The following is a 22,514-nucleotide window of genomic DNA, read 5'->3' on the forward strand; positions in this document are numbered from 1 at the left end:
CCCTTAGCCCAGCAGCGAAATGTCGGCGACGCCGAGAAACAAACCACGCAGACGCGCCAGCAGCGCATAGCGGTTGGCTCGCACCTTGGCGTCTTCAGCGTTGACCATCACCGCTTCGAAGAACGCATCCACTGGCTCGCGCAAAGCGGCCAGACGCGCCAGCGATTCGCTGTACTGGCGCGCAGCCGCCATTGGCTGCACAGCCTGGTCAGCTTGCTGGATCGCCGAATACAGCGAGAACTCATTGGCGTTGTCGAAGTACTTGGCTTCAACGACCGAAGGAACAGAGCCTTCGACCTTGCTCAGCAAGTTCGAAACACGCTTGTTCACGGCGGCCAGGGCAGCGGCTTCCGGCAATTTGCGGAACGCTTCTACCGCTTGTACACGCTGATCGAAGTCCAGCGCCGAACCCGGCTTCAGGGCACGTACCGACAGGTAAGTCCCGACATCAACGCCTTCGTCTTCATAACGGGCACGCAGACGATCGAAGATGAATTCCAGCACCGAATCATTCAGGCCGGCAGCCTTGACCTTGGTACCGAACGCATTCACGGCAAACGCCACGGCGTCGTTCAGGTCGAGGTCGAGTTTCTTGTCGATCAGGATGCGCAATACACCCAGCGCAGCGCGGCGCAGGGCATACGGGTCTTTGCTGCCGGTTGGCAGCATGCCGATACCGAAAATACCCACCAGTGTGTCGAGCTTGTCGGCGATGGCCACGGCCGCACCGGTCAGCGTGGTCGGCAATTCAGCGCCGGCACCGCGTGGCATGTACTGCTCGTTCAGCGCCAGTGCGACTTCTTCCGGCTCGCCGTCGTTGAGGGCGTAGTAGTAACCGGCGACACCTTGCATCTCCGGGAACTCACCGACCATCTCAGTCGCCAGGTCGCACTTGGACAGCAGGCCTGCACGGGCTGCCCACGAGGCGTTGCCGCCAATCCGCGCAGCAATGTAAGCGGCAAGTTTGGAAACGCGTTCGGCCTTGTCGTAGACGCTGCCGAGTTTTTCCTGGAACACCACGTTCTGCAGACGCAGGTTGAAGTCTTCGAGTTTTTGCTTCTTGTCTTGCTTGAAGAAGAACTCGGCGTCGGTCAGGCGTGGGCGAACCACTTTCTCGTTACCGGCGATGATTTGCTGTGGGTCTTTGCTTTCGATGTTGGCCACGGTAATGAAACGTGGCAGCAACTTGCCCTCGGCATCCAGCAGGCAGAAATACTTCTGGTTGTCCTGCATGGTGGTGATCAGCGCTTCTTGCGGCACGTCGAGGAAACGTTCTTCGAACGAGCACACCAGCGGCACCGGCCATTCAACCAGCGCGGTCACTTCGTCGAGCAGGCTCGGCGGCACGATCGCCGTACCTTCCTGCAGCGTCGCCAGTTCTTCGGTGCGCTTGCTGATCAGCTCGCGACGCTCGTTGGCATCGGCCAGCACATAGGCAGCACGCAGATCGCTCAGGTAGTTGGCTGGCGAGGTGATGCGCACGCTTTCTGGATGGTGGAAGCGGTGACCACGGGAATCGCGGCCGGACTTTTGCGCGAGGATGGTGCAGTCGATGACGTGGTCACCGAGCAGCATCACCAGCCATTGAGTCGGGCGAACGAATTCTTCCTTGCGAGCACCCCAGCGCATGCGCTTGGGGATAGGCAGGTCGTTCAGGGAATCTTCGACGATGGTTGGCATCAGGCTCGCGGTCGGCTTGCCGGCGATGCTTTGGCTGTAGCGCAGTTTCGGACCGCTCTGATCGATTTCGCTCAGGTCGACGCCGCACTTCTTGGCGAAGCCCAGGGCTGCTTGAGTCGGGTTGCCTTCGGCATCGAACGCGGCCTGACGCGGCGGGCCGTCGAGGTTGATGCTGCGATCCGGCTGCTGGGTCGCCAGCGCGGTGATCAGCACGGCCAGACGACGTGGCGCGGCGTAGACGGTTTTGGTTTCGTAATTCAGGCCAGCGGCTTGCAGGCCTTTGTCGATACCGGCCATAAACGCTTCGGCCAGGGTGTTCAGGGCTTTGGGTGGCAGTTCTTCGGTGCCCAATTCAACCAGAAAATCTTGAGCACTCATTGTGCAGCCTCCAGCTTGGCCAGTACTTCATCACGCAGGTCCGGGGTCGCCATCGGGAAGCCCAGCTTGGCGCGAGCCAGCAGGTAGGCTTGCGCAACGGAACGCGCCAGGGTGCGTACACGCAGGATGTATTGCTGACGCGCGGTCACCGAGATCGCCCGGCGCGCATCCAGCAGGTTGAAGGTGTGGGAAGCCTTCAACACCATTTCGTAGCTCGGCAACGGCAATGGCTGATCGAGTTCGATCAGGCGCTTGGCTTCGCTTTCATAGAAGTCGAACAACTCGAACAGCTTCTCGACGTTGGCGTGTTCGAAGTTGTAGGTCGACTGCTCCACTTCGTTCTGGTGGAACACGTCGCCGTAGGTCACCTTGCCGAACGGACCGTCAGCCCAGACCAGGTCGTAGACCGAGTCCACGCCTTGCAGGTACATGGCCAGACGCTCCAGACCGTAAGTGATCTCACCGGTCACCGGGTAGCACTCGATGCCGCCCGCTTGCTGGAAGTAAGTGAACTGCGTCACTTCCATGCCGTTGAGCCAGACTTCCCAGCCCAGACCCCAGGCGCCCAGCGTTGGCGACTCCCAGTTGTCTTCGACGAAACGGATGTCATGCACCAGCGGGTCGAGGCCTACGTGCTTGAGGGAGCCCAGGTACAGTTCCTGGAAGTTGTCCGGGTTCGGCTTCAGGACTACCTGGAACTGGTAGTAGTGCTGCAGACGGTTCGGGTTTTCGCCGTAGCGGCCGTCAGTCGGGCGACGACTGGGCTGCACATAAGCGGCGTTCCAGGTTTCCGGGCCAATGGCGCGCAGGAACGTGGCAGTGTGGAAAGTGCCGGCGCCTACTTCCATATCGTAGGGCTGAAGTACCACACAACCTTGCTCGGCCCAGTATTGCTGGAGGGCGAGGATCAAGTCTTGGAAGGTACGCACGGCTGGCGTAGGCTGGCTCACGAAATTCACCTGTTTCTTGGGCTGCGATTTAAAGAGCGGGAGTATACCCGATTCGGTCCTGCGCACGCCCCCTGGAGCCTTATGCCACGCTGCTTTTGGTGTACCGAAGATCCGCTGTACATGGCTTATCACGATCAGGAGTGGGGCACGCCGCTAGGCGATGCGCAGGGTTTGTTCGAGTTGCTTTTGCTCGAAGGGTTCCAGGCCGGGCTTTCCTGGATCACCGTGTTGCGCAAACGAGAGCGCTATCGCGAGGTGCTGTTTGGCTTCGACGTACAGCGCGTGGCGCAGATGAGCGATGCGGAAATCGATGTATTGATGCTCGATCCGGGGATCATCCGCAATCGTCTCAAACTCAATGCCGCCCGGCGCAATGCCCAGGCCTGGCTGGCGTTGGAGGACCCGGTGGGGTTTCTCTGGTCGTTCGTCGGCGGAACGCCTGTGATCAATCATTTCAAGGATCGCAGCGAAGTACCGGCCGTGACACCGGTCGCCGTGGAGATGAGCAAAGGTCTGAGAAAAGCCGGATTCACGTTCGTCGGCCCGACCATTTGTTACGCGTTGATGCAGGCTTCGGGCATGGTCATGGACCACACTCGGGATTGCGATCGTTACGCCACCTTGGCGAGCGGCGGTTAGAATAGCCGCCTCGCGCACAGCACAAGATCAGGAGTGACCCTGTGGATAAGTTTAAAGGCGCCTTGCTGGTAGGCGCTCTGCGGTTGTTTGCCCTGCTGCCGTGGCGGGCAGTGCAGGCGGTGGGCTCGGCGATTGGCTGGATCATGTGGAAAACCCCCAATCGTTCCCGCGACGTGGTACGGATCAACCTCGCCAAGTGCTTTCCGCAGATGGACCCGGCCGAACGCGAGCGTCTGGTGGGCCAGAGCCTGAAAGACATTGGCAAATCCCTGACCGAGAGCGCTTGCGCGTGGATCTGGCCGGCTCAGCGCTCCATTGACCTGGTGCGCGAAGTCGAAGGTCTCGACGTTTTGAAAGAGGCGTTGGCATCCGGCAAAGGCGTGGTCGGCATCACCAGCCACCTGGGCAACTGGGAAGTGTTGAATCACTTCTATTGCAACCAGTGCAAACCGATCATTTTCTACCGTCCACCCAAGCTCAAGGCGGTGGATGAATTGCTGCGCAAGCAGCGGGTGCAATTGGGTAACCGGGTGGCCGCTTCCACCAAGGAAGGCATCCTCAGCGTGATCAAGGAAGTGCGCAAAGGTGGTGCAGTGGGCATTCCGGCTGACCCGGAACCGGCCGAATCCGCCGGGATCTTCGTGCCGTTCTTCGCCACTCAGGCCCTGACCAGTAAATTCGTCCCGAACATGCTGGCCGGCGGCAAAGCGGTCGGCGTGTTCCTGCATGCCCTGCGGTTGCCGGACGGTTCGGGTTACAAAGTGATCCTCGAAGCTGCCCCCGAAGCCATGTACAGCACAGATACCGAAACTTCCTGCGCGGCGATGAGCCAGGTGGTCGAGCGCTATGTGCGGGCTTATCCGAGCCAGTACATGTGGAGCATGAAGCGCTTCAAGAAGCGCCCGCCGGGTGAAGAACGCTGGTATTGAGACACTGGATGATCTAACGCTGTGGTCCCTTGTGGGAGCGGCGGTGCGGCGATCCGACTTGCTCGCGAAGACGGTGTGTCAGTCGACATCATCTTGGCTGGCACTCCGCTTTCGCGAGCAAGCCCGCTCCCACAGGGTTTTGTGTCAGATCTGACGCTCAAGCTTTTTCAGAAACACCGTCATTTCCTTCTCGGCCTGCTTGTCGCCATGGTTGCGGGCGGCTTCCAGGCCCTGTTCCCAGGCCTGACGCGCCGCCGCGTAATCCGCCAATGCCAAATGGGCCTTGCCCAATAGCTTCCAGGCTGCCGAATACTTCGGATCGAACTCGACACAACGCTGGAAATGCTCTGCGGCTTTGGCATTTTCACCAAGATCCAGATAACCCTTGCCCAGGCCGAAGCGCAGCAGCGAGTTATCCACACCCTTGGCGAGCATTTTTTCCAGGGATTCGATCATCGGTGCTTCCTCAGTCAGTGATCGTTCCCACGCTCCGCGTGGGAATGCAGCCCGGGACGCTCTGCGTCCCATTCAAAGCCGAACGCGGAACGTCCGTTGAGGCATTCCCACGCAGAGCGTGGGAACGATCATCAGAAAAAGCTCAACCCCACATGGAACAGCTTTTCCACATCCCGAATATGCTTTTTATCCACAAGGAACAGAATCACATGGTCGCCGGTTTCGATCACGGTGTTGTCATGGGCGATGATCACTTCTTCGTCACGGATGATCGCGCCGATGGTGGTCCCCGGCGGCAGGCCGATGTTTTCGATGGCTTTGCCGATCACCTTGCTCGACTTCGCATCACCGTGGGCGATGGCCTCGATGGCTTCCGCCGCACCTCGACGCAATGAGTGCACGCTGACGATATCGCCGCGCCGCACGTGGGCCAGCAAGGTGCCGATGGTCGCCAATTGAGGGCTGATGGCGATGTCGATGTCGCCGCCCTGGATCAGGTCGACGTAGGCCGGATTGTTGATGATCGTCATCACCTTCTTCGCGCCCAGGCGCTTGGCGAGCAGCGACGACATGATGTTGGCTTCGTCGTCGTTGGTCAGCGCCAGGAAGATGTCGGCGTCGGCGATGTTCTCTTCCATCAGCAAATCGCGGTCGGAGGCACTGCCCTGCAACACCACGGTACTGTCGAGGGTGTCCGAGAGGTGACGGCAGCGGGCCGGGTTCATCTCGATGATCTTCACCTGATAGCGGCTTTCGATGGCCTCGGCCAAACGCTCGCCAATCTGCCCGCCGCCAGCGATAACGATGCGTTTGTAGCTCTCATCGAGGCGGCGCATTTCGCTCATCACCGCGCGAATATTCGCTTTGGCGGCGATGAAAAACACTTCGTCATCGGCCTCGATCACCGTATCGCCCTGGGGCAGGATCGGTCGGTCACGCCGGAAAATCGCCGCAACGCGGGTTTCGACGTTCGGCATGTGTTCGCGCAACTGACGCAGTTGCTGGCCCACCAGCGGCCCGCCGTAATAGGCCTTCACTGCCACCAGTTGCGCCTTGCCTTCGGCGAAGTCGATCACCTGCAACGCGCCGGGATGCTGGATCAGGCGCTTGATGTAGTTGGTAACGACTTGCTCCGGACTGATCAGCACGTCGACCGGAATCGCTTCGTTATCGAACAGTTCGGGGCGGGTCAGGTACGCTGCTTCGCGGACCCGGGCGATTTTGGTTGGCGTGTGGAACAAGGTGTGAGCGACCTGACAGGCCACCATGTTGGTTTCGTCACTGTTGGTCACTGCAACCAACATGTCGGCGTCGTCGGCACCGGCCTGACGCAGTACGGTCGGCAGCGAACCGCGACCCTGTACGGTGCGGATGTCCAGCCGATCGCCGAGGTCGCGCAGGCGTTCGCCATCGGTGTCGACCACGGTGATGTCGTTGGCTTCGCTAGCCAGGTGTTCTGCCAGCGAACCGCCGACCTGCCCTGCGCCGAGGATGATGATTTTCATCCAGTCACTCCCTTAAAACCGGTTAACCGCGCGCGGCGGCGATCTTGATCAGCTTGGCGTAGTAGAACCCGTCGTGGCCGCCTTCCTGGGCCAGTAATTGGCGACCGTGGGGCTGCTTGATGCCGGCCTGACTGGCGATATCGAGTTCACGGGCACCCGGGGTGCGAGCGAGGAACGCTTCGATGACTTCGGTGTTTTCGGTCGGCAGCGTGGAGCAGGTGGCGTAAAGCAGAATGCCGCCCACTTCCAACGTTATCCACATGGCATCAAGCAGCTCGCCCTGAAGCACCGCCAGCGCGGCGATGTCATCGGGTTGGCGGGTCAGTTTGATGTCCGGGTGACGACGGATCACCCCGGTGGCCGAGCACGGGGCGTCCAGCAAAATGCGCTGGAACGGTTTACCGTCCCACCAGGTCGCGGTGTCGCGGCCGTCGGCGGCGATCAGTTCGGCGCTCAAGCCCAGGCGTGCAAGGTTTTCCCGTACTCGCACCAGACGCTTGGCTTCCAGATCCACGGCCACTACGCCGGCCAGTTTGGGCTCGGCCTCAAGGATGTGGCAGGTTTTGCCGCCCGGTGCGCAGCAGGCGTCCAGCACCCGTTGGCCTGGCGCGAGGTCCAGCAGATTGGCGGCCAGTTGCGCGGCTTCGTCCTGCACGCTGATCCAGCCTTCGGCGAAACCCGGGAGGCTGCGCACGTCGGCCGCTGCGTCGAGGATGATGCCGTCCTGACTGTAAACACACGGCGTGGCAGCGATGCCCGCTTCAGTCAGCAACCCGAGATAAGCGTCGCGAGTGTGATGGCGACGGTTGACCCGCAAAATCATCGGCGGATGAGCGTTGTTCGCCGCGCAAATGGCTTCCCACTGCTCAGGCCAGAAGGCTTTGAGGGATTTTTGCAGCCAGCGCGGGTGAGCGGTGCGCACCACCGGGTCGTGTTCCAGCTCGGCCAGCAGTGCTTCGCTTTCCCGTTGGGCGCGGCGCAGCACGGCATTGAGCAGGGCTTTGGCCCAGGGCTTTTTCAGTTTGTCGGCGCAACCGACGGTTTCGCCGATGGCCGCGTGGGCCGGAACCCGGGTGTAGAGCAGTTGGTAGAGGCCGACCAGCAACAGCGCCTCGACATCGGCATCAGCTGCTTTGAACGGCTTTTGCAGCAACTTGGCCGCCAACGCCGACAAACGTGGCTGCCAGCGAGCCGTGCCGAACGCCAGGTCCTGGGTGAAGCCGCGATCACGGTCTTCGACCTTGTCCATTTGCGTCGGCAGAGAGCTGTTGAGTGAGGCTTTTCCGTTAAGAACAGCAGCCAGTGCCTTGGCGGCAGCCAGACGTGGATTCATTGAGCGTCCGCCGATTGACCGAGAACGGTGCCGACGGCGAATTTCTCACGACGGCTGTTGAACAAGTCGCTGAAGTTCAGCGCCTTGCCGCCGGGCAATTGCAGACGGGTCAGGCACAGCGCCTGTTCACCGCAGGCGACGACCAAGCCGTCCTTGCTGGCACTGAGGATTTCACCCGGTGCGCCCTGCCCTTCGGCGAGGCTTGCGGCCAGCACTTTCAGTGCTTCGCCGTTTAGCGTGCTGTGGGTGATCGGCCATGGGTTAAAGGCGCGAACCAGACGCTCCAGCTCAACTGCCGGGCGACTCCAGTCGATGCGCGCTTCGTCCTTGTTCAATTTGTGTGCATAGGTGGCGAGGCTGTCGTCCTGCACTTCGCCTTCCAGAGTGCCTGCAGCCAAACCTGCAATCGCCTGCACCACGGCCGGTGGGCCCATCTCTGCGAGGCGATCATGGAGGCTGCCGCCGGTGTCTTCGGCGCTGATCGGCGTGGTGACCTTGAGCAGCATCGGCCCGGTATCCAGACCCAGTTCCATGCGCATCACGGTTACGCCACTTTCGCTGTCGCCCGCCTCAACGGCGCGCTGGATCGGTGCCGCACCGCGCCAGCGTGGCAGCAAGGAAGCGTGACTGTTGATGCAACCCAGACGCGGAATATCCAGCACCACTTGCGGCAGGATCAGCCCGTAAGCGACCACCACCAGTAAATCCGGTTTCAGTGCGGCGAGTTCAGCCTGAGCGTCTTCGTTGCGCAGGGTCGGCGGTTGCAACACCTGGATGTTGTGCTCCAGAGCCAACTGCTTGACCGGGCTCGGCATCAGCTTCTGCCCACGGCCCGCCGGACGGTCCGGTTGGGTGTAGACCGCAACGATCTCATAAGGACTGTCGAGCAGGGCCTTGAGGTGTTCGGCGGCGAATTCCGGGGTACCGGCAAAGACAATGCGCAGTGGCTCAGTCATGAAAGCTCTCAATTACAAAGCGTCTTGAAAAGAAAAAGGCTTGCCGCGGCAAGCCTTTGAAAGAAGGGCATCAAGCGTTCTGGCGATGGAGCTTTTCCAGTTTCTTCTTGATCCGGTCGCGTTTGAGCGTAGACAGGTAATCAACGAACAATTTGCCGTTGAGGTGGTCGCATTCATGCTGGATGCACACCGCAAGCAGGCCTTCGGCGATCAGTTCGTACGGTTGGCCGTCGCGGTCCAGGGCCTTGATCTTGACCTTTTGCGGGCGGTCGACATTTTCGTAGAAACCCGGCACCGAGAGGCAGCCTTCCTGGTACTGGTCCACCTCGTCGGTCAGGACTTCGAACTCGGGGTTGATGAACACCCGTGGTTCGCTGCGGTCTTCGGAGAGGTCCATCACGACGATACGTTTATGCACGTTGACCTGGGTCGCGGCGAGGCCGATGCCTGGCGCTTCATACATTGTTTCAAACATGTCATCGACCAACTGACGCACTTCGTCGTCCACTACAGCCACTGGTTTGGCGATAGTGCGCAGGCGCGAGTCGGGGAATTCGAGGATGTCTAAAATGGCCATAAGCTCAATTGCTGCACGTGTGAGGTAAAGTCGGGTCGATGGCCTGGCGAGTCCGAGGATGCAGGCTACCGTTGTGAACGTAGCTTCCGGCTTTTCAATAATGAGCCGGGAGCGAGCCACGAGGGCTCTGGCGTTTCACGCGAACGTACATAATAAAGGGATTCACCGCATGAGGAAATCACTACTCGCCTTGCTCCTTCTGGCCTCGGCCGGTTTTGCGCACGGGCAAGTGCAACTCAGGGAAGGTTTTCCACAGCAATACACTGTGGTGGCAGGGGACACACTCTGGGACATTTCCGCCAAATATCTGCGTGAACCGTGGGAATGGCCGCAGCTTTGGCAGGCCAATCCACAGATCGAAAACCCTAATCTCATCTATCCGGGCGATACGCTGTCGCTGGTCTACGTCAACGGTCAACCACGCCTGACCCTCAATCGCGGCGCTTCACGGGGCACCATCAAGCTTTCGCCACGAATCCGCAGCTCGCCGGTGGCCGATGCCATTCCGAGCATTCCGCTGAAATCAATCAACAGCTTTCTGCTGAGCAACCGCATCGTCGACAAGGCAGAGGATTTCGACAAGGCGCCCTACATCGTCGCCGGCGATGCCGAACGGGTGCTCAGCGGCACGGGTGATCGAATATTCGCGCGTGGCCATTTCGACCCGGCACAACCGGTGTACGGCATCTTCCGTCAGGGCAAGGTCTACACCGATCCGCAGAGCAAGGAGTTTCTGGGGATCAACGCCGACGACATCGGTGGCGGCGAGATCATTGCCACTGAAGGCGACGTCGCCACCCTGGCCCTGCAACGCACCACTCAGGAAGTGCGACTCGGCGACCGGTTGTTCGGCGGCGAAGAGCGCTCGATCAATTCGACCTTCATGCCCAGTGCGCCAACTACCGAAATCGACGGCTTGATTATCGATGTGCCGCGTGGGGTGACCCAGATCGGCGCGCTGGATGTCGTCACGCTGAACAAGGGGCAGCGCGATGGCCTGGCCGAAGGCAATGTGCTGGTGGTGATGAAAACCGGTGAAACCGTGCGTGACCGGATCACCGGCCAGCCATTGAAAATTCCCGACGAGCGGGCCGGTTTGCTGATGGTCTTCCGCACTTACGACAAGCTCAGTTACGGGCTTGTCCTTAACGCATCGCGCTCCCTGGCGGTGATGGACAAGGTGCGAAATCCTTAACACGCTCCACAAGTTACCAACAGAGTTATCCACAGCTTATTCCCGATTCGACGGGACTCTATAACGATCAAGGATGATCCATGTCGCTGTCTGCCTGTACGTCCGTTTCCCCTGCGGAACTGGAAGCCCGTTTACGCCTGCACCGTTTGCCGGAACTCGGTCCTGTGCGTTTCAAGAAACTGCTTGAGGCCTTCGGCTCTGCCTCCAAAGCCATCAGCGCACCGGCCAGCGCCTGGCGTGCGTTGGGCCTTCCACTTGCTTGCGCGGAGGGCCGGCGCTCTATTGAAGTCCGTGACGGCGCCAGTCACGCATTGGCCTGGTTAGAGCGCCCGGGCCAGCATTTACTGATGTGGGACCAACCTGACTACCCCGCGTTGCTGGCGCAAATCAGTGATGCGCCGCCTCTGCTATTCGTCGCGGGCGATCCGGGCATACTGGAAAAACCACAGCTGGCGATGGTCGGAAGCCGTCGTGCTTCGCGGCCGGGCATGGACACTGCCACCGCTTTTTCCCGCAGTCTGGCCGGCGCCGGTTTTGTTATCACCAGCGGTCTGGCCTTGGGCATCGATGCTGCGGCGCATCAGGCGGCTCTGGACGTTGGCGGGCAAACGGTCGGCGTACTTGGCACGGGGCTGGAAAATTTTTATCCACAGCGAAATCAGCGACTGGCGGACGCCATGATCGCGTCGGGAAGCGCGGTACTTTCAGAGTTCCCGCTGGACGCCGGCCCTTCCCCTGGCAACTTCCCCCGGCGCAATCGAATCATCAGCGGTTTGTCCCTCGGCGTGCTCGTGGTCGAGGCGAGTATTGCCAGTGGTTCGTTGATCACCGCGAGACTGGCGGCGGAACAGGGGCGTGAGGTGTATGCGATACCGGGATCGATCCACCACCCTGGCGCAAAGGGTTGCCATCAGTTGATCCGCGACGGTGCGGTGCTGGTGGAAACCATCGAGCACATCCTCGAAGCCTTGCGCGGCTGGCAACGGCTGCCGTTATCCACAGAAACGCCGCAGACGACAGAGACTCATCCGCTGCTCATATTGCTCCACGCGGCGCCCCATACCAGCGAAGCCTTGGCGATCACCAGCGGCTGGGCGTTGTCGAAAGTATTGGCAGCGCTGACGGAGCTGGAAATGGATGGCCGTGCGGTCTGTGAAAGCGGCCGCTGGCTTGCGCGGGGACGCTAGGTTTTATAGGGAAGATCGGTAAACTGCGCAGAGCCTTATTCCGGAGAGTCTTTCATGGTCAACAGTTGGCGTGTGCAACAAGCCGCACGAGAAATTCGCGCTGGGGCGGTCATTGCCTATCCAACCGAAGCTGTCTGGGGCCTGGGTTGCGACCCGTGGGATGAAGAGGCAGTGGATCGTCTGTTGCTGATCAAGGGGCGGTCTGTGGATAAAGGCCTGATTCTGGTGGCCGACAATATCCGTCAGTTCGACTTCCTCTTTGAAGACTTCCCTGAGTTGTGGATGGACCGCATGGCCAGCACTTGGCCGGGCCCCAACACCTGGCTGGTGCCGCATCAGAATATGTTGCCCCAATGGATTACCGGTGTGCACGAAACCGTGGCGTTGCGGGTTAGCGATCACCCACTGGTGCGGGATTTGTGTGCGTTGGTCGGGCCGTTGGTTTCGACCTCGGCCAACCCGCAGGGACGGCCGGCGGCGCGAACGCGGCTTCGCGTGGAGCAGTATTTCCGTGGGCAGGTCGATTGGGTGCTGGGTGGCAATCTGGGTGGACGGAAGAATCCGAGCGTGATTCGCGATCTGGCCACCGGCCACGTTGTGCGCCCGGATTAGACCGCGTCATCGTTCTTCGCGGGCAAGCCTCGCTCCCACAGATCCGAGTCGTATACGAATAATGTGAACGACCGAAATCCTGTGGGAGCGGGCTTGCCCGCGATGGCGTCCTCAAGGCAACAAAATGGTCGAGCCCGTCGTGCGCCGCGCCGACAATTCGGTCTGTGCTTTCGCCGCTTCAGCCAATGGATAGCGCTGACTGATGTCCACCTTCAACTTGCCGCTGATGATCATCTCGAACAGCTCATCGGCCATGCTTTGCAGGTTTTCAGCATTGTTGGCGTAGGTCGCCAGGGTCGGTCGGGTCACGTACAGCGAACCCTTCCCCGCGAGAATCCCCAGATTCACTCCATCCACTGCGCCGGAAGCATTACCGAAACTCACCACCAGCCCCCGAGGCGCGACGCTGTCGAGTGACGTCAGCCAGGTATCTTTGCCTACGCCGTCGTACACCACCGGCACTTTTTTACCGTCAGTCAATTCCAGCACGCGTTGTGCGACGTTTTCATGGCTGTAATCGATGGTCGCCCAGGCACCATTGGCTTTCGCAAGAGCGGCTTTCTCTGCTGAACTGACTGTGCCAATCAGTTTCACGCCCAAGGCCTTGGCCCATTGGCAAGCCAGGGAACCGACGCCTCCGGCTGCTGCGTGGAACAGAATGGTTTCGCCACCCTTGAGTTCATACGTCTGACGCAGCAAGTACTGCACGGTCAGGCCTTTGAGCATTATGCCGGCGGCCTGTTCGAAGCTGATGGCATCTGGCAGATGCACCAGATTGGCTTCCGGCAATACATGAACGTCGCTATAAGCGCCCAATGGGCCACTACTGTACGCCACGCGATCACCGATCTTGAAGCGGGTGACTTCGCTGCCCACCGCCTCGACCACGCCCGCGCCTTCAGCGCCCAGGCCCGACGGCAAGGCGGGTGGCGCATAAAGGCCACTGCGGTAATAAGTGTCGATGAAGTTGAGGCCGATGGCCTTGTTGGTCACGCGCACCTGCAGCGGGCCGGGTTCGGCGGGCTGGTAATCGACATGCTCGAGCACTTCGGGACCGCCGTGGGCGCGGAACTGGATACGCTTTGCCATCTGCACTTTCCTTAAGTATTAGCTTCTAGAGTTGTAGCGCCAAGCGCCCTATCGGACTCTTAAAGCTTGACCTTCGTCAACTGCGACGGCACAAGGTGCAGTGTTATCCTACGCAGCAATTTGCCGCCGGCCTGTATGAGCGCCGCGTAGCTTTGCCCGATTCAAGGTGATGCCATGACTACCCGCACCGAGGCCGTAAAAGCCTACCTGCTCGACCTGCAAGACCGCATTTGCGCTGCCCTGGAAGCTGAAGACGGCGGCGCGCATTTCGTCGAAGACGCCTGGACCCGGCTTGCCGGTGGTGGCGGTCGCACCCGGGTGATTGAAAACGGCGCGGTCATCGAAAAGGGCGGCGTCAACTTTTCCCACGTCTTTGGCAGCGGTCTCCCACCCTCCGCCAGCGCTCATCGACCAGAACTGGCCGGCCGAGGCTTCGAAGCCTTGGGCGTGTCGTTGGTGATTCACCCGCACAACCCGCATGTACCGACATCCCACGCCAATGTGCGCTTTTTCATCGCCGAAAAAGAAGGTGAAGAGCCGGTCTGGTGGTTCGGTGGCGGCTTCGACCTGACCCCTTATTACGGTAATGAAGAAGACTGCGTGCACTGGCACCGCGTCGCCGAACAGGCCTGCGCGCCGTTCGGCCCGGACGTCTACCCGCGCTACAAAGCCTGGTGCGACAGTTACTTCCACATCAAGCATCGCCACGAGCCGCGTGGCATCGGCGGCCTGTTTTTCGATGACTTGAATGAGTGGGACTTCGACACCAGCTTCGCCTTCATGCGTGCCATCGGCGATGCATTTATCGACGCTTACCTGCCGATCGTGCAGCGCCGCAAGAATGATGCGTTCACGGCCAAACAGCGTGAATTCCAGGAGTTTCGCCGTGGTCGTTACGTCGAGTTCAACCTGGTCTATGACCGCGGCACGTTGTTCGGCCTGCAATCAGGCGGGCGTACCGAATCGATCCTGATGTCTCTGCCACCGCAAGTGCGCTGGGCCTACGACTGGAAGGCCGAGCCGGGCAGTGAAGAAGCGCGTCTGACCGAGTACTTCCTGCAAGACCGCGATTGGTTGGCCAAGGCCTGATTCCAGGGTTTGAGTTTTTGCATTGTCGGGGCTGCAGTCAAGATCGCAGCCTTCGGCAGCTCCTATGGTTGAGGAATGTAGATGGATCGTTACGTCGTATTCGGTAACCCGATTGGCCACAGCAAGTCGCCGCTGATCCACCGTTTGTTCGCCGAGCAGACGGGGCAAAAACTGGACTACAGCACTTTGCTGGCGCCTCTCGATGATTTTTCCGGCTGTGCCCAGGCATTTTTCCGCGAAGGGCGCGGGGCGAATGTGACGGTGCCGTTCAAGGAAGACGCCTATCGTTTGGCGAACAGCTTGACCAAGCGGGCGCAACGGGCCGGTGCGGTGAATACCCTGAGCAAACTGGCCGATGGCAGTTTGCTGGGTGACAACACCGATGGCGCCGGGCTGGTACGGGACCTGACGGTTAATGCGGGTTTCAGCCTTGCGGGTAAGCGCATCCTGCTGCTCGGGGCCGGCGGTGCGGTGCGCGGGGCGCTGGAACCGCTGCTGGCGGAGCAACCGGCGTCGGTGATTATCGCCAACCGCACGGTGGAAAAAGCCGAATTGCTGGCGGAATTGTTCGCGGATCTGGGGCCGGTGTCGGCCAGTGGCTTCGATTGGTTGCAGGAGCCGGTGGACCTGATCATCAACGCTACGTCCGCCAGCCTGTCAGGCGATGTACCGCCGATTGCCAGCAGTTTGATCGAGCCGGGCAAAACGGTTTGCTACGACATGATGTACGGTAAAGACCCGACCTCGTTCTGCCGCTGGGCCAGCGAGCACGGCGCGGCGGTGGCGATGGATGGCTTGGGAATGCTGGCCGAGCAGGCGGCGGAAGCTTTCTATCTGTGGCGCGGTGTGCGCCCGGACACAGCGCCGGTGTTGGCCGAACTCCGCCGGCAATTGGCCACATAACCCCTGTAGGAGCGAGGCTTGCCCGCGAAGGCGTCCTCAAGTACGCCAAAGCTTCGCGGGCAAGCCTCGCTCCTACAGGGGGTTGTGTTTCAATCTTCGAAGCGGATCGGGCATTTCTCCGCGCCTTCGAGCTTTCTCAATTCCTCCACCACCTGCGGCCGTGCTCGCCGCAGGGTCAGGCTGCGATCCTGGCGTAGCAGCCGTCGCGCTTCCTGGTGCAGCATTTCCACGCCCGAATAGTCGATGAAGTTGATCTGTTGCGCCTCGATCACCACCCGTGCGCCGTGCATCCGTTGCAGGCGCACTTGCAGGTAATGGCTGGCGCCGAAAAAGATTGAACCGCCGACTCGCAGAATGTCTTCGTCGCCCTCACGCCAATGCTGCACCCGTGGTTGCGATGTGCGTTTGAGGTAGAAGAACAGCGAGGCCAGCACGCCGGCGTAGATCGCCGTTTGCAACTCCAGCAACAGCGTCGCGACACAGGTCAGCACCATGACCAGAAACTCGGCACGGCTGACCCGCAACAAGGCGCGAATGCCGCGATGGTCGACCAATCCCCAGGCGATCAACAAAATGCTGCCGGCCATGGCCGGGATCGGAATGTGCGCGATCAATACCGCACCGAAGATAGCGAACAACGCCACCCACATCGCTGAAAAAACCCCCGCCAACGGTGAGCAGGCACCGGCGTCATAGCTCAGGGCCGAGCGGGTGAAGGAACCGGCTGACAGCGACCCGGAAAAAAACGCACCGACCATGTTCGAAAAACCCTGGGCGCGGACTTCTTGATTGGCGTCGAGCAACTGCTGCGAGCGCGCCGACAAGGAGCGGGCAATCGACAGGCTCGTCACCAGCCCGAGCATCCCGACCGCCACCGCGCTAGGCAGCAGGCGCAACACCAGGTCCAGGTCCAGCGGCAGCGGGCTGAAGGGCGGCAGCCGCCCGACAAAGGCGCTGACTAACTGCACATGACCGAACATCGCTGGCCATAGCCATACCAGCAACCCGCTCAAGGCCAAAGCGATCAACAGCGTTGGCCAGCGCGGCACCAGCAGTTTCAGCACGAAGCCCACCACCACCGTGGCCAGACCGAGTACCAGTGAAGGTTTGTCCACCTCACTGAGATGATTGAACAGCAGCACCAGGCTGTTCAGCGCCGTGGCCTGGTTGGGCACATCCAGCCCCAGCAAGTTCGGCAGTTGCCCAATGGCAATCACCACCGCTGCGCCAAGGGTGAAGCCCAGCACCACCGAGTGAGAGACGAAATTCACCAGGGCGCCGAAACGCAGCAAACCTAGCAGCCACTGGAAAATGCCGGCAAGGAGTGTCAGAAGCAGGATCAGCGTGACGTAGTCTTGCGACGCGGGGACGGCCAGAGGACTGACGCTGGCGTATAGGACGATGGAAATGGCCGCTGTAGGGCCGCAGATCAAATGCCACGACGAACCCCAGAGGCAGGCGATCAGCACCGGGATAATCGCGGCGTACAACCCGTATTCCGGTGGGAGACCGGCGATCAGGGCGTAGGCAATCGATTGGGGCAACGCGAGAATCGCACCGCTCAGGCCGACAATCAGATCACGGCCGACGCTGGCGCGGGTTTGCCGGGGCAACCAGGTCAGGAAGGGAAAGAGTGAATGGCGGCTGGGGAAGGCCATGGGTCCTCTCGGGCAGGGTTTTACGAAAGAGTATCAGGACCCACGCTGATCGTTCCCACTGTGGGAGCGGGCTTGCTCGCGAATGCGGTGTGTCAGTCGACATAAATGCCGGATCTGATGGCCCCTTCGCGAGCAAGCCCGCTCCCACATGAACTTAGAGCTTGGCTTTCACGGCGGGCAACGCATCCTTGCCATCCATAGTCTTCACACCGTCCAGCCACTTATCCAGCACCGCCGGGTTGGCCTTGATCCAGGCCTTGGCCGCCGCGGCATTGCTGACCTTTTTGTTCACCACCTCGGCCATGATGCTGTTCTCCATTTCCTGGGTAAAACTCAGGTTGGTGAGCAGCTTGCCGACATTCGGGCAGGCCTGTGCATAACCTTTACGGGTCAGGGTATAAACGCTGCCGGTGTCGCCGAAGTATTTCTCGCCGCCCTTCAGGTAATGCATTTTCAGCTGCACGTTCATCGGATGTGGCGTCCAGCCGAGGAAGGTCACGAACTTCTGTTTCTTCACCGCACGAGACACTTCGGCCAGCATCGCCTGCTCACTGGATTCGATCAGCTTCCACTGACCCAGGTCGAAGTCGTTCTTCTTGATGATCTCTTGCAGCGAAATATTCGCCGGGGCGCCGGAGCCGATGCCATAGATCTTCTTGTCAAATTTGTCGGCGTACTTGTTCAGATCGTTAAAGTTATGCACACCCGCGTCCCAAACGTAATCCGGGACCGCCAGCGTGAACTCGGTGCCGTCGAGGTTCTTTGCCAGTTGAGTAACGTCGCCATTGGCCACGAACTTATCGTAGAAGCCCTGCTGCGCCGGCATCCAGTTACCCAGGAACACGTCCACCTGGCCATCCTTCAGACCGCCAAAGGTGATCGGCACCGCCAGCGTGTCGACCTTGGCCTTATAGCCCATGCCGTCCAGCAGAAACCCGGTGATGGCGTTGGTTGCAGCGATGTCGCTCCAGCCAGGGTCGGCCATTTTCACCGTCTCGCAGCTTTGCTCGGCATAAGCCGAGGCGCTGCCCAGAGCCAGAAGCCCGACCGTCAGTACTGTGGATAACCTTTGCATGGACTTCCCCTTAGCATTATTGGTTTTGGCAGGGTTGTGGATAACGTGCTTTACGCTCCAGATCGTCGAGGTCGATGTGGTTGCGCATGTACTGCTGACTGGCATCCACCAGAGGCTGGTGATCCCAGCTCTTCAGCTTGCCGATGGTCAGGGCGTCGGCGACGAAACGCCGGCGTCGCTGACTGGCGAGCACCTGCTGGTGGATCGCCGGGATATCCCATTTGGCCCGCGCTTCGGCGAGAAATGCCTCGAAAAGCTGTCGATGTTGCGGCGACTGGCTGAGTTCTTCTTGTTCCTTCGGGTCGTTATGTACATCGAAGAGTAGGCAAGGGTCGTCTTCGCTGTAGATGAATTTGTAGGCGCCACGGCGAATCATCATCAACGGGCTGATGGTGCCTTCAGCCATGTACTCGCCGAACACCTCATCGTGACCGCCCTGCCCTCGCAGGTGCGAAACCAGCGAGCGGCCGTCCAGCGGCAGACCCGGTTCAAGCGAGCCGCCGGCCAATTCGACAAAGGTCGGCAACAGATCGGCAGTGGACACCGCCGCGCTGACCCGTCCAGCCCCGAATTGCCCTGGGGCACTGATCAGCAGCGGTACACGGGCAGCCATTTCGTACCAGTGCATTTTGTACCAGAGGCCGCGCTCGCCGAGCATGTCGCCATGGTCACCGGAGAATACGATGATGGTGTCATCGATAAGCCCGGTTTCCTCGAGTGTTTGCAGGAGTTTGCCGACGTTGCTGTCGATATAGCTGCATGCACCGAAATAGGCACGGCGCGCATCGCGAATCTTATCCACAGGCAGCGGCTTGTTCCAAAGGTCATAGACCTTGAGCAAACGCTGGGAATGAGGATCAAGTTGATCCTGTGCAGGTGTTTCGGGCAAAGGGATGTCGACGTCGTCGTACATATCCCAGAAAGCTTTGGGAATCGTGTACGGATCGTGTGGGTGAGTCATCGACACGGTCAGGCAGAACGGTTGATCGCCCTCCTCGCGGATGTGGTCGAACAGGTATTGCTGGGCCTTGAACACCACCTCTTCGTCGAAATCCAGCTGATTGGTGCGCACGCACGGCCCGGCTTGCAGCACCGACGACATGTTGTGGTACCAGGTTGGGCGTACGTCCGGCTCATCCCAGTTCACCGACCAGCCGTAATCGGCCGGGTAGATGTCGCTGGTCAGGCGTTCTTCATAGCCGTGCAACTGGTCCGGGCCGCAGAAATGCATCTTGCCCGACAGCGCGGTGCGATAACCGAGGCGCCGCAGGTAATGGGCATAGGTTGGAACATCGGCGGGGAAATCGGCCGCGTTGTCGTAGGCGCTGATTTTGCTCGGCAACTGACCGCTGACGAGGGTGAAACGCGACGGCGCGCAGAGTGGGCTGTTGCAGTACGCGGCGTCGAACACTACACCTTCGGCGGCGAGGCGGCTGAGATTCGGCAGTTTGATCGGCGAAGGGCCGTAGAACGGCAACATTGGCGCGGCCATCTGATCGGCCATGATGAAAAGAATATTCTTGCGCTTCATGTGATCGCGGCATTCCATAGTGGATATTTATGCGAGAGTGCTGGGATCGAGCATGAAACCCATTACCTTTGTGGTAAAGCCCATGCCAGGCAATGACTAGGATAAGCACAGCTTATGTATGACGCCCTCGGTGATTTGTCTCTGGACTTGCTGCGTGCCTTTGAAGCCGCGGCCCGGCAACGCAGTTTCACCGCCGCCGCGGTGGAGCTCGGCACCACGCAACCGGCCATCAGTCAGCAGATCAAACGGCTGGAGGAACAACTCGCGACACGATTGTTCGATCGTATCTACCGCGGTATTGAGCTGACTGAGGCCGGGACCATTCTGTTTGAGCAAGTTCAGCTCGGTTTGCAGAATATCGATGCAGGGTTGAGCGCAATCAGCGCACAACAACAACACGAAGTGTTGCAGGTGGCCACCGACTTTGCCTTCGCTGCGTACTGGCTGATGCCGCGTCTGCACCGCTTCCATACCGCCAACCCTCACGTGGACGTCAGCCTGGTCACCAGCGAGCGCAGCCATAACATGTTGCGCACCGATATCGATGTGGCGGTGCTGTTCGGCGATGGCCGGTTCAAGCAAGGCGAGAGCCATTGGCTGTTCAGCGAAGAGGTATTTCCGGTGTGCAGCCCGCTACTGTTGAAGGACCGTCCCCTGCCCTTGCCGGCTCAGGCATTGCTGGAGTTTCCGCTGCTGCACCTGCGAGGAGAAAACAGCAGCAACTGGTTCGACTGGAGCGGCGTGTTTCGCGAACTGGGAATCACCTCGGCCCCAGCGCCGGGGCAACTGCGCTTCGACAATTACACCTTGCTGATTCAGGCGGCGATTGGCGGCCAAGGCGTTGCGATCGGATGGCGGCACCTTGTGGATAACTTATTGGCGCAAGGTCTGTTGTGTCGCCCGATTGCCGACACGGTGATTTCCCGGCTGGGCTATTACGTGGTCCTGCCCCAGCGCAAACGGCGTGGGGCATTGATTCAACTGTTTGTGGATTGGTTGATGGCGGAACAGGCCAGCAGTGCGCAATCGCTCAATGGTCTTCCGGTACCTTTGATTGCGGTGTGAACGGATTCGGACGATCTTTACGATTCCGAAGTCCCGACAAAACTCACATGCTCACCCACATGCAGGTTCAGGTGCAGCTCATCGGCAATTCCTACGGCTACCCTGTTCAGCCGTTCCAGCGCAGCGGCCAAGCCTGGTTCCAGGCTACTGCTGACGTGACTGAAATGCTCGATGGTCAGCCCGGGCACGCGGCGTGGTGCATTCACCAAGGTCCAATGCAAAGAGCTGCTTTGCAGAGCCTCGCGGATTTCTTCGGCGGCGTGGCGTTGCAACGGGTCTTCGATTTCCGGGTCGTCCAGCACTTCGAAATCGCCCACCACAAACAGCCGGGCAATGCCCGCCGCCTGCATGCCGTCGATCAGTGCATCCACCGCCAGCACCTCCTCGACCGGGCCGGGCACGATGGATTTTTCGATGTGTTCACTGTTCATTGGCAACCCTGGCGCATCGAGCAAGCAAATCACCGCCGAACAGCCGGCCACGCTTTGCTTGACCCGCTTGGCATCGAACAGGTCACCCGCCTTGGTGCGTAAACCCGGGCGCGGCGCGAGCGCGTTCAGGTCATCGAGAATCGCGATCACTTCATGCTGGCGCCGCAGCATTTCAGCCATCAGCGCACTGCCCAAGCTACTCATGGCACCATAAAGCACTACCTTCACCACCGGGGTTTCGGCATTTTTCATGGCCGTACTCCCTTCTTTCCTGCGTATATGGTGTGTGACCTGCGGGAAGCGGATAGGGTTCGACAAGGTTCAAAGGGAGTCAGATGCAAACGATCAAGGGTTACCACGCCCATGTCTATTTCGATGCCAGCACCCAGCTACAGGCACGGGCCTTGTGTGAGCAGGCAACGCAATTGTTTCCGCTGAAGATGGGGCGTATGCACGAACGCCCGGTCGGCCCGCATCCGGACTGGAGCTGCCAATTGGCTTTCGAGCCGCAACACCTCGGCGCGGTGTTGCCGTGGCTGGCGCTCAACCGCAAGGGATTAGTGATATTCCTGCACCCGGACACGGGCGACGATCTGCTCGACCACACTGAGCACGCGATCTGGATGGGCGCGATCCGGCCGCTGAACCTGTCTGTTTTCTGATCAGAGTTGTTCCTGGGGCTCGCCGGGCAAATGCTCGTCGAGATGCAGCCACGGCAAACGACTGTCGGTCCAGATATGCCGCTCGGCCGTTGCCTGCTCGGGATGGTCAAGGGTGGCGATGGTCACATCGATGCTCTCGGGGCTGAGCTTCGTCTCCAGCGCCAGTTGCGCCCCGCAGTTGCGGCAGAAATATCGCACGCAAGTGGACGAAGACTCGTACCGGGATGGCGTACCCGCCATCCATTCAAATGCCGACGCGGGCACGGTGATCCAGGTGGTCACGATCCCGCCGCTGACCCGCCGGCAAATCGAGCAATGGCAGTGAGCGATGTCATGCAATGGGCCGTTGAATTGATAGCGCATTTGTCCGCAGTGGCAGCCGCCGGTGTGAAGTTCGCCCATGTCTTTTGCTCCTGACCCGTGTTTACGGACTCTCAACCCGGCCGACGACCGGTTGTACATTCGGTCAATGCTTTCACTCGCGAAAGCTGGCTGAAAGCTTCCCCCATTAGGATCGCCCCACTGCCGGCAAATAGACCGGCTGGCCAATGCGCGTGTTTTATCGCTCGTCCGGTCCATTTAACAACAACAATGGTGATCCTGATGTCCTCTCC

22 protein-coding genes are annotated in these 22,514 nt (G+C 60.1%); 9 read left to right on the forward strand and 13 right to left on the reverse strand.

Annotated elements, in window-relative coordinates; translation table 11 throughout:
- Window positions 1-3: 3 nt before the first annotated feature.
- The gene (glyS, locus tag AB4O41_RS16970; protein WP_460144021.1) at window positions 4-2,058 is read right to left on the reverse strand and encodes a glycine--tRNA ligase subunit beta; all 2,055 of its coding nucleotides are present in this window, start codon (window positions 2,056-2,058) and stop codon (window positions 4-6) included.
- Window positions 2,055-3,008 carry a glycine--tRNA ligase subunit alpha gene (glyQ, locus tag AB4O41_RS16975; protein ID WP_003213601.1) on the reverse strand — a complete coding sequence of 318 codons (954 nt, stop codon included), beginning with the start codon at window positions 3,006-3,008 and terminating at the stop codon, window positions 2,055-2,057. The genes glyS and glyQ overlap by 4 nt, the downstream gene beginning before the upstream one ends.
- An 81-nt stretch (window positions 3,009-3,089) precedes the next feature.
- Here glyQ and AB4O41_RS16980 point away from each other — a divergent pair, with 81 nt between their 5' ends.
- Entirely contained in the window at window positions 3,090-3,647 is a 558-nt protein-coding gene (locus AB4O41_RS16980) for a DNA-3-methyladenine glycosylase I (RefSeq protein WP_460144022.1), read from the forward strand.
- A gap of 41 nt (window positions 3,648-3,688) precedes the next feature.
- Window positions 3,689-4,576: a lysophospholipid acyltransferase gene (locus tag AB4O41_RS16985; RefSeq protein ID WP_460144023.1), complete on the forward strand. Its 888-nt coding sequence runs from the start codon at window positions 3,689-3,691 to the stop codon at window positions 4,574-4,576.
- Window positions 4,577-4,720: 144 nt separating this feature from the next.
- Here the strand turns inward: AB4O41_RS16985 and AB4O41_RS16990 are convergent, their stop codons facing one another.
- The 5 genes from AB4O41_RS16990 to def form a co-directional block, all read right to left on the reverse strand.
- Window positions 4,721-5,032 (reverse strand): tetratricopeptide repeat protein, encoded by a 312-nt coding sequence (locus tag AB4O41_RS16990; RefSeq protein ID WP_030129933.1) that lies wholly within the window; start codon window positions 5,030-5,032, stop codon window positions 4,721-4,723.
- 131 nt (window positions 5,033-5,163) lie between these two features.
- The gene (gene trkA / locus AB4O41_RS16995; RefSeq protein ID WP_223489456.1) at window positions 5,164-6,537 is read right to left on the reverse strand and encodes a Trk system potassium transporter TrkA; all 1,374 of its coding nucleotides are present in this window, start codon (window positions 6,535-6,537) and stop codon (window positions 5,164-5,166) included.
- Between the two features lie 22 nt (window positions 6,538-6,559).
- Window positions 6,560-7,870, reverse strand: coding sequence for a 16S rRNA (cytosine(967)-C(5))-methyltransferase RsmB (rsmB, locus tag AB4O41_RS17000; protein ID WP_460144024.1), 1,311 nt, complete (start codon window positions 7,868-7,870; stop codon window positions 6,560-6,562).
- The gene (gene fmt, locus AB4O41_RS17005; RefSeq protein ID WP_460144025.1) at window positions 7,867-8,826 is read right to left on the reverse strand and encodes a methionyl-tRNA formyltransferase; all 960 of its coding nucleotides are present in this window, start codon (window positions 8,824-8,826) and stop codon (window positions 7,867-7,869) included. Before fmt ends, rsmB begins: the two co-directional genes overlap by 4 nt.
- Window positions 8,827-8,896: 70 nt before the next feature.
- Complete coding sequence (gene def, locus AB4O41_RS17010) at window positions 8,897-9,403, reverse strand: peptide deformylase (RefSeq protein ID WP_008007919.1); 507 nt, start codon at window positions 9,401-9,403, stop codon at window positions 8,897-8,899.
- A 169-nt stretch (window positions 9,404-9,572) separates the two neighbouring features.
- Here def and AB4O41_RS17015 point away from each other — a divergent pair, with 169 nt between their 5' ends.
- From AB4O41_RS17015 to AB4O41_RS17025, 3 genes are all read left to right on the forward strand, one after another.
- A complete protein-coding gene (locus tag AB4O41_RS17015) occupies window positions 9,573-10,598 on the forward strand; it encodes a LysM peptidoglycan-binding domain-containing protein (protein ID WP_429431016.1) in 1,026 nt (341 codons plus the stop codon).
- Between the two features lie 80 nt (window positions 10,599-10,678).
- On the forward strand, window positions 10,679-11,785 hold the full coding sequence (gene dprA, locus AB4O41_RS17020) for a DNA-processing protein DprA (RefSeq protein WP_460144026.1): 1,107 nt from the start codon (window positions 10,679-10,681) through the stop codon (window positions 11,783-11,785).
- A 54-nt stretch (window positions 11,786-11,839) separates the two neighbouring features.
- Window positions 11,840-12,397, forward strand: coding sequence for an L-threonylcarbamoyladenylate synthase type 1 TsaC (locus AB4O41_RS17025; RefSeq protein ID WP_030127850.1), 558 nt, complete (start codon window positions 11,840-11,842; stop codon window positions 12,395-12,397).
- 111 nt (window positions 12,398-12,508) lie between these two features.
- On the opposite strand, the gene AB4O41_RS17030 is transcribed toward AB4O41_RS17025, so the two are convergent.
- On the reverse strand, window positions 12,509-13,486 hold the full coding sequence (locus AB4O41_RS17030) for an NADPH:quinone reductase (RefSeq protein WP_460144027.1): 978 nt from the start codon (window positions 13,484-13,486) through the stop codon (window positions 12,509-12,511).
- Between the two features lie 174 nt (window positions 13,487-13,660).
- Between AB4O41_RS17030 and hemF the strand changes: the two genes are divergently transcribed.
- Together hemF and aroE are read left to right on the forward strand one after the other, a co-directional pair.
- The gene (hemF, locus tag AB4O41_RS17035; RefSeq protein ID WP_460144028.1) at window positions 13,661-14,575 is read left to right on the forward strand and encodes an oxygen-dependent coproporphyrinogen oxidase; all 915 of its coding nucleotides are present in this window, start codon (window positions 13,661-13,663) and stop codon (window positions 14,573-14,575) included.
- Window positions 14,576-14,656: 81 nt separating this feature from the next.
- Window positions 14,657-15,478 carry a shikimate dehydrogenase gene (aroE, locus tag AB4O41_RS17040; protein ID WP_460144029.1) on the forward strand — a complete coding sequence of 274 codons (822 nt, stop codon included), beginning with the start codon at window positions 14,657-14,659 and terminating at the stop codon, window positions 15,476-15,478.
- An 89-nt stretch (window positions 15,479-15,567) separates the two neighbouring features.
- Here aroE and AB4O41_RS17045 read toward each other — a convergent pair whose 3' ends face one another.
- From AB4O41_RS17045 to betC, 3 genes are all read right to left on the reverse strand, one after another.
- Entirely contained in the window at window positions 15,568-17,136 is a 1,569-nt protein-coding gene (locus AB4O41_RS17045) for a SulP family inorganic anion transporter (protein ID WP_460144030.1), read from the reverse strand.
- 154 nt (window positions 17,137-17,290) lie between these two features.
- On the reverse strand, window positions 17,291-18,211 hold the full coding sequence (gene choX / locus AB4O41_RS17050) for a choline ABC transporter substrate-binding protein (protein WP_460144031.1): 921 nt from the start codon (window positions 18,209-18,211) through the stop codon (window positions 17,291-17,293).
- Between the two features lie 16 nt (window positions 18,212-18,227).
- Window positions 18,228-19,742 (reverse strand): choline-sulfatase, encoded by a 1,515-nt coding sequence (gene betC / locus AB4O41_RS17055; RefSeq protein ID WP_460144032.1) that lies wholly within the window; start codon window positions 19,740-19,742, stop codon window positions 18,228-18,230.
- Window positions 19,743-19,856: 114 nt separating this feature from the next.
- On the opposite strand from betC, the gene AB4O41_RS17060 reads away from it, so the two are divergent.
- Window positions 19,857-20,807: a choline sulfate utilization transcriptional regulator gene (locus tag AB4O41_RS17060; RefSeq protein ID WP_460144033.1), complete on the forward strand. Its 951-nt coding sequence runs from the start codon at window positions 19,857-19,859 to the stop codon at window positions 20,805-20,807.
- 17 nt (window positions 20,808-20,824) lie between these two features.
- Here AB4O41_RS17060 and AB4O41_RS17065 read toward each other — a convergent pair whose 3' ends face one another.
- Window positions 20,825-21,490 carry an NAD(P)-dependent oxidoreductase gene (locus AB4O41_RS17065; protein WP_460144034.1) on the reverse strand — a complete coding sequence of 222 codons (666 nt, stop codon included), beginning with the start codon at window positions 21,488-21,490 and terminating at the stop codon, window positions 20,825-20,827.
- An 83-nt stretch (window positions 21,491-21,573) separates the two neighbouring features.
- Between AB4O41_RS17065 and AB4O41_RS17070 the strand changes: the two genes are divergently transcribed.
- Window positions 21,574-21,900, forward strand: coding sequence for a DOPA 4,5-dioxygenase family protein (locus AB4O41_RS17070; protein WP_460144035.1), 327 nt, complete (start codon window positions 21,574-21,576; stop codon window positions 21,898-21,900).
- Here the strand turns inward: AB4O41_RS17070 and AB4O41_RS17075 are convergent, their stop codons facing one another.
- Entirely contained in the window at window positions 21,901-22,302 is a 402-nt protein-coding gene (locus AB4O41_RS17075) for a GFA family protein (protein ID WP_460144036.1), read from the reverse strand. It lies immediately after the preceding gene.
- Window positions 22,303-22,514 lie beyond the last annotated feature (212 nt).

This window comes from Pseudomonas sp. S2_A02 (assembly GCF_054668495.1).

Excerpts from the sequence above, each read along its gene's own strand:
- AB4O41_RS16990 (WP_030129933.1), bottom strand. The coding sequence starts at position 5,032 with ATGATCGAATCCCTGGAAAAAATGCTCGCCAAGGGTGTGGATAACTCG.
- aroE (WP_460144029.1), top strand. The coding sequence starts at position 14,657 with ATGGATCGTTACGTCGTATTCGGTAACCCGATTGGCCACAGCAAGTCG.
- AB4O41_RS17025 (WP_030127850.1), top strand. The coding sequence starts at position 11,840 with ATGGTCAACAGTTGGCGTGTGCAACAAGCCGCACGAGAAATTCGCGCT.
- dprA (WP_460144026.1), top strand. The coding sequence starts at position 10,679 with ATGTCGCTGTCTGCCTGTACGTCCGTTTCCCCTGCGGAACTGGAAGCC.
- trkA (WP_223489456.1), bottom strand. The coding sequence starts at position 6,537 with ATGAAAATCATCATCCTCGGCGCAGGGCAGGTCGGCGGTTCGCTGGCA.
- AB4O41_RS17030 (WP_460144027.1), bottom strand. The coding sequence starts at position 13,486 with ATGGCAAAGCGTATCCAGTTCCGCGCCCACGGCGGTCCCGAAGTGCTC.
- AB4O41_RS17015 (WP_429431016.1), top strand. The coding sequence starts at position 9,573 with ATGAGGAAATCACTACTCGCCTTGCTCCTTCTGGCCTCGGCCGGTTTT.
- betC (WP_460144032.1), bottom strand. The coding sequence starts at position 19,742 with ATGAAGCGCAAGAATATTCTTTTCATCATGGCCGATCAGATGGCCGCG.
- AB4O41_RS17075 (WP_460144036.1), bottom strand. The coding sequence starts at position 22,302 with ATGGGCGAACTTCACACCGGCGGCTGCCACTGCGGACAAATGCGCTAT.
- def (WP_008007919.1), bottom strand. The coding sequence starts at position 9,403 with ATGGCCATTTTAGACATCCTCGAATTCCCCGACTCGCGCCTGCGCACT.
- AB4O41_RS17065 (WP_460144034.1), bottom strand. The coding sequence starts at position 21,490 with ATGAAAAATGCCGAAACCCCGGTGGTGAAGGTAGTGCTTTATGGTGCC.
- choX (WP_460144031.1), bottom strand. The coding sequence starts at position 18,211 with ATGCAAAGGTTATCCACAGTACTGACGGTCGGGCTTCTGGCTCTGGGC.
- glyS (WP_460144021.1), bottom strand. The coding sequence starts at position 2,058 with ATGAGTGCTCAAGATTTTCTGGTTGAATTGGGCACCGAAGAACTGCCA.
- AB4O41_RS17060 (WP_460144033.1), top strand. The coding sequence starts at position 19,857 with ATGTATGACGCCCTCGGTGATTTGTCTCTGGACTTGCTGCGTGCCTTT.
- AB4O41_RS17070 (WP_460144035.1), top strand. The coding sequence starts at position 21,574 with ATGCAAACGATCAAGGGTTACCACGCCCATGTCTATTTCGATGCCAGC.
- AB4O41_RS17045 (WP_460144030.1), bottom strand. The coding sequence starts at position 17,136 with ATGGCCTTCCCCAGCCGCCATTCACTCTTTCCCTTCCTGACCTGGTTG.
- hemF (WP_460144028.1), top strand. The coding sequence starts at position 13,661 with ATGACTACCCGCACCGAGGCCGTAAAAGCCTACCTGCTCGACCTGCAA.
- fmt (WP_460144025.1), bottom strand. The coding sequence starts at position 8,826 with ATGACTGAGCCACTGCGCATTGTCTTTGCCGGTACCCCGGAATTCGCC.
- rsmB (WP_460144024.1), bottom strand. The coding sequence starts at position 7,870 with ATGAATCCACGTCTGGCTGCCGCCAAGGCACTGGCTGCTGTTCTTAAC.
- AB4O41_RS16980 (WP_460144022.1), top strand. The coding sequence starts at position 3,090 with ATGCCACGCTGCTTTTGGTGTACCGAAGATCCGCTGTACATGGCTTAT.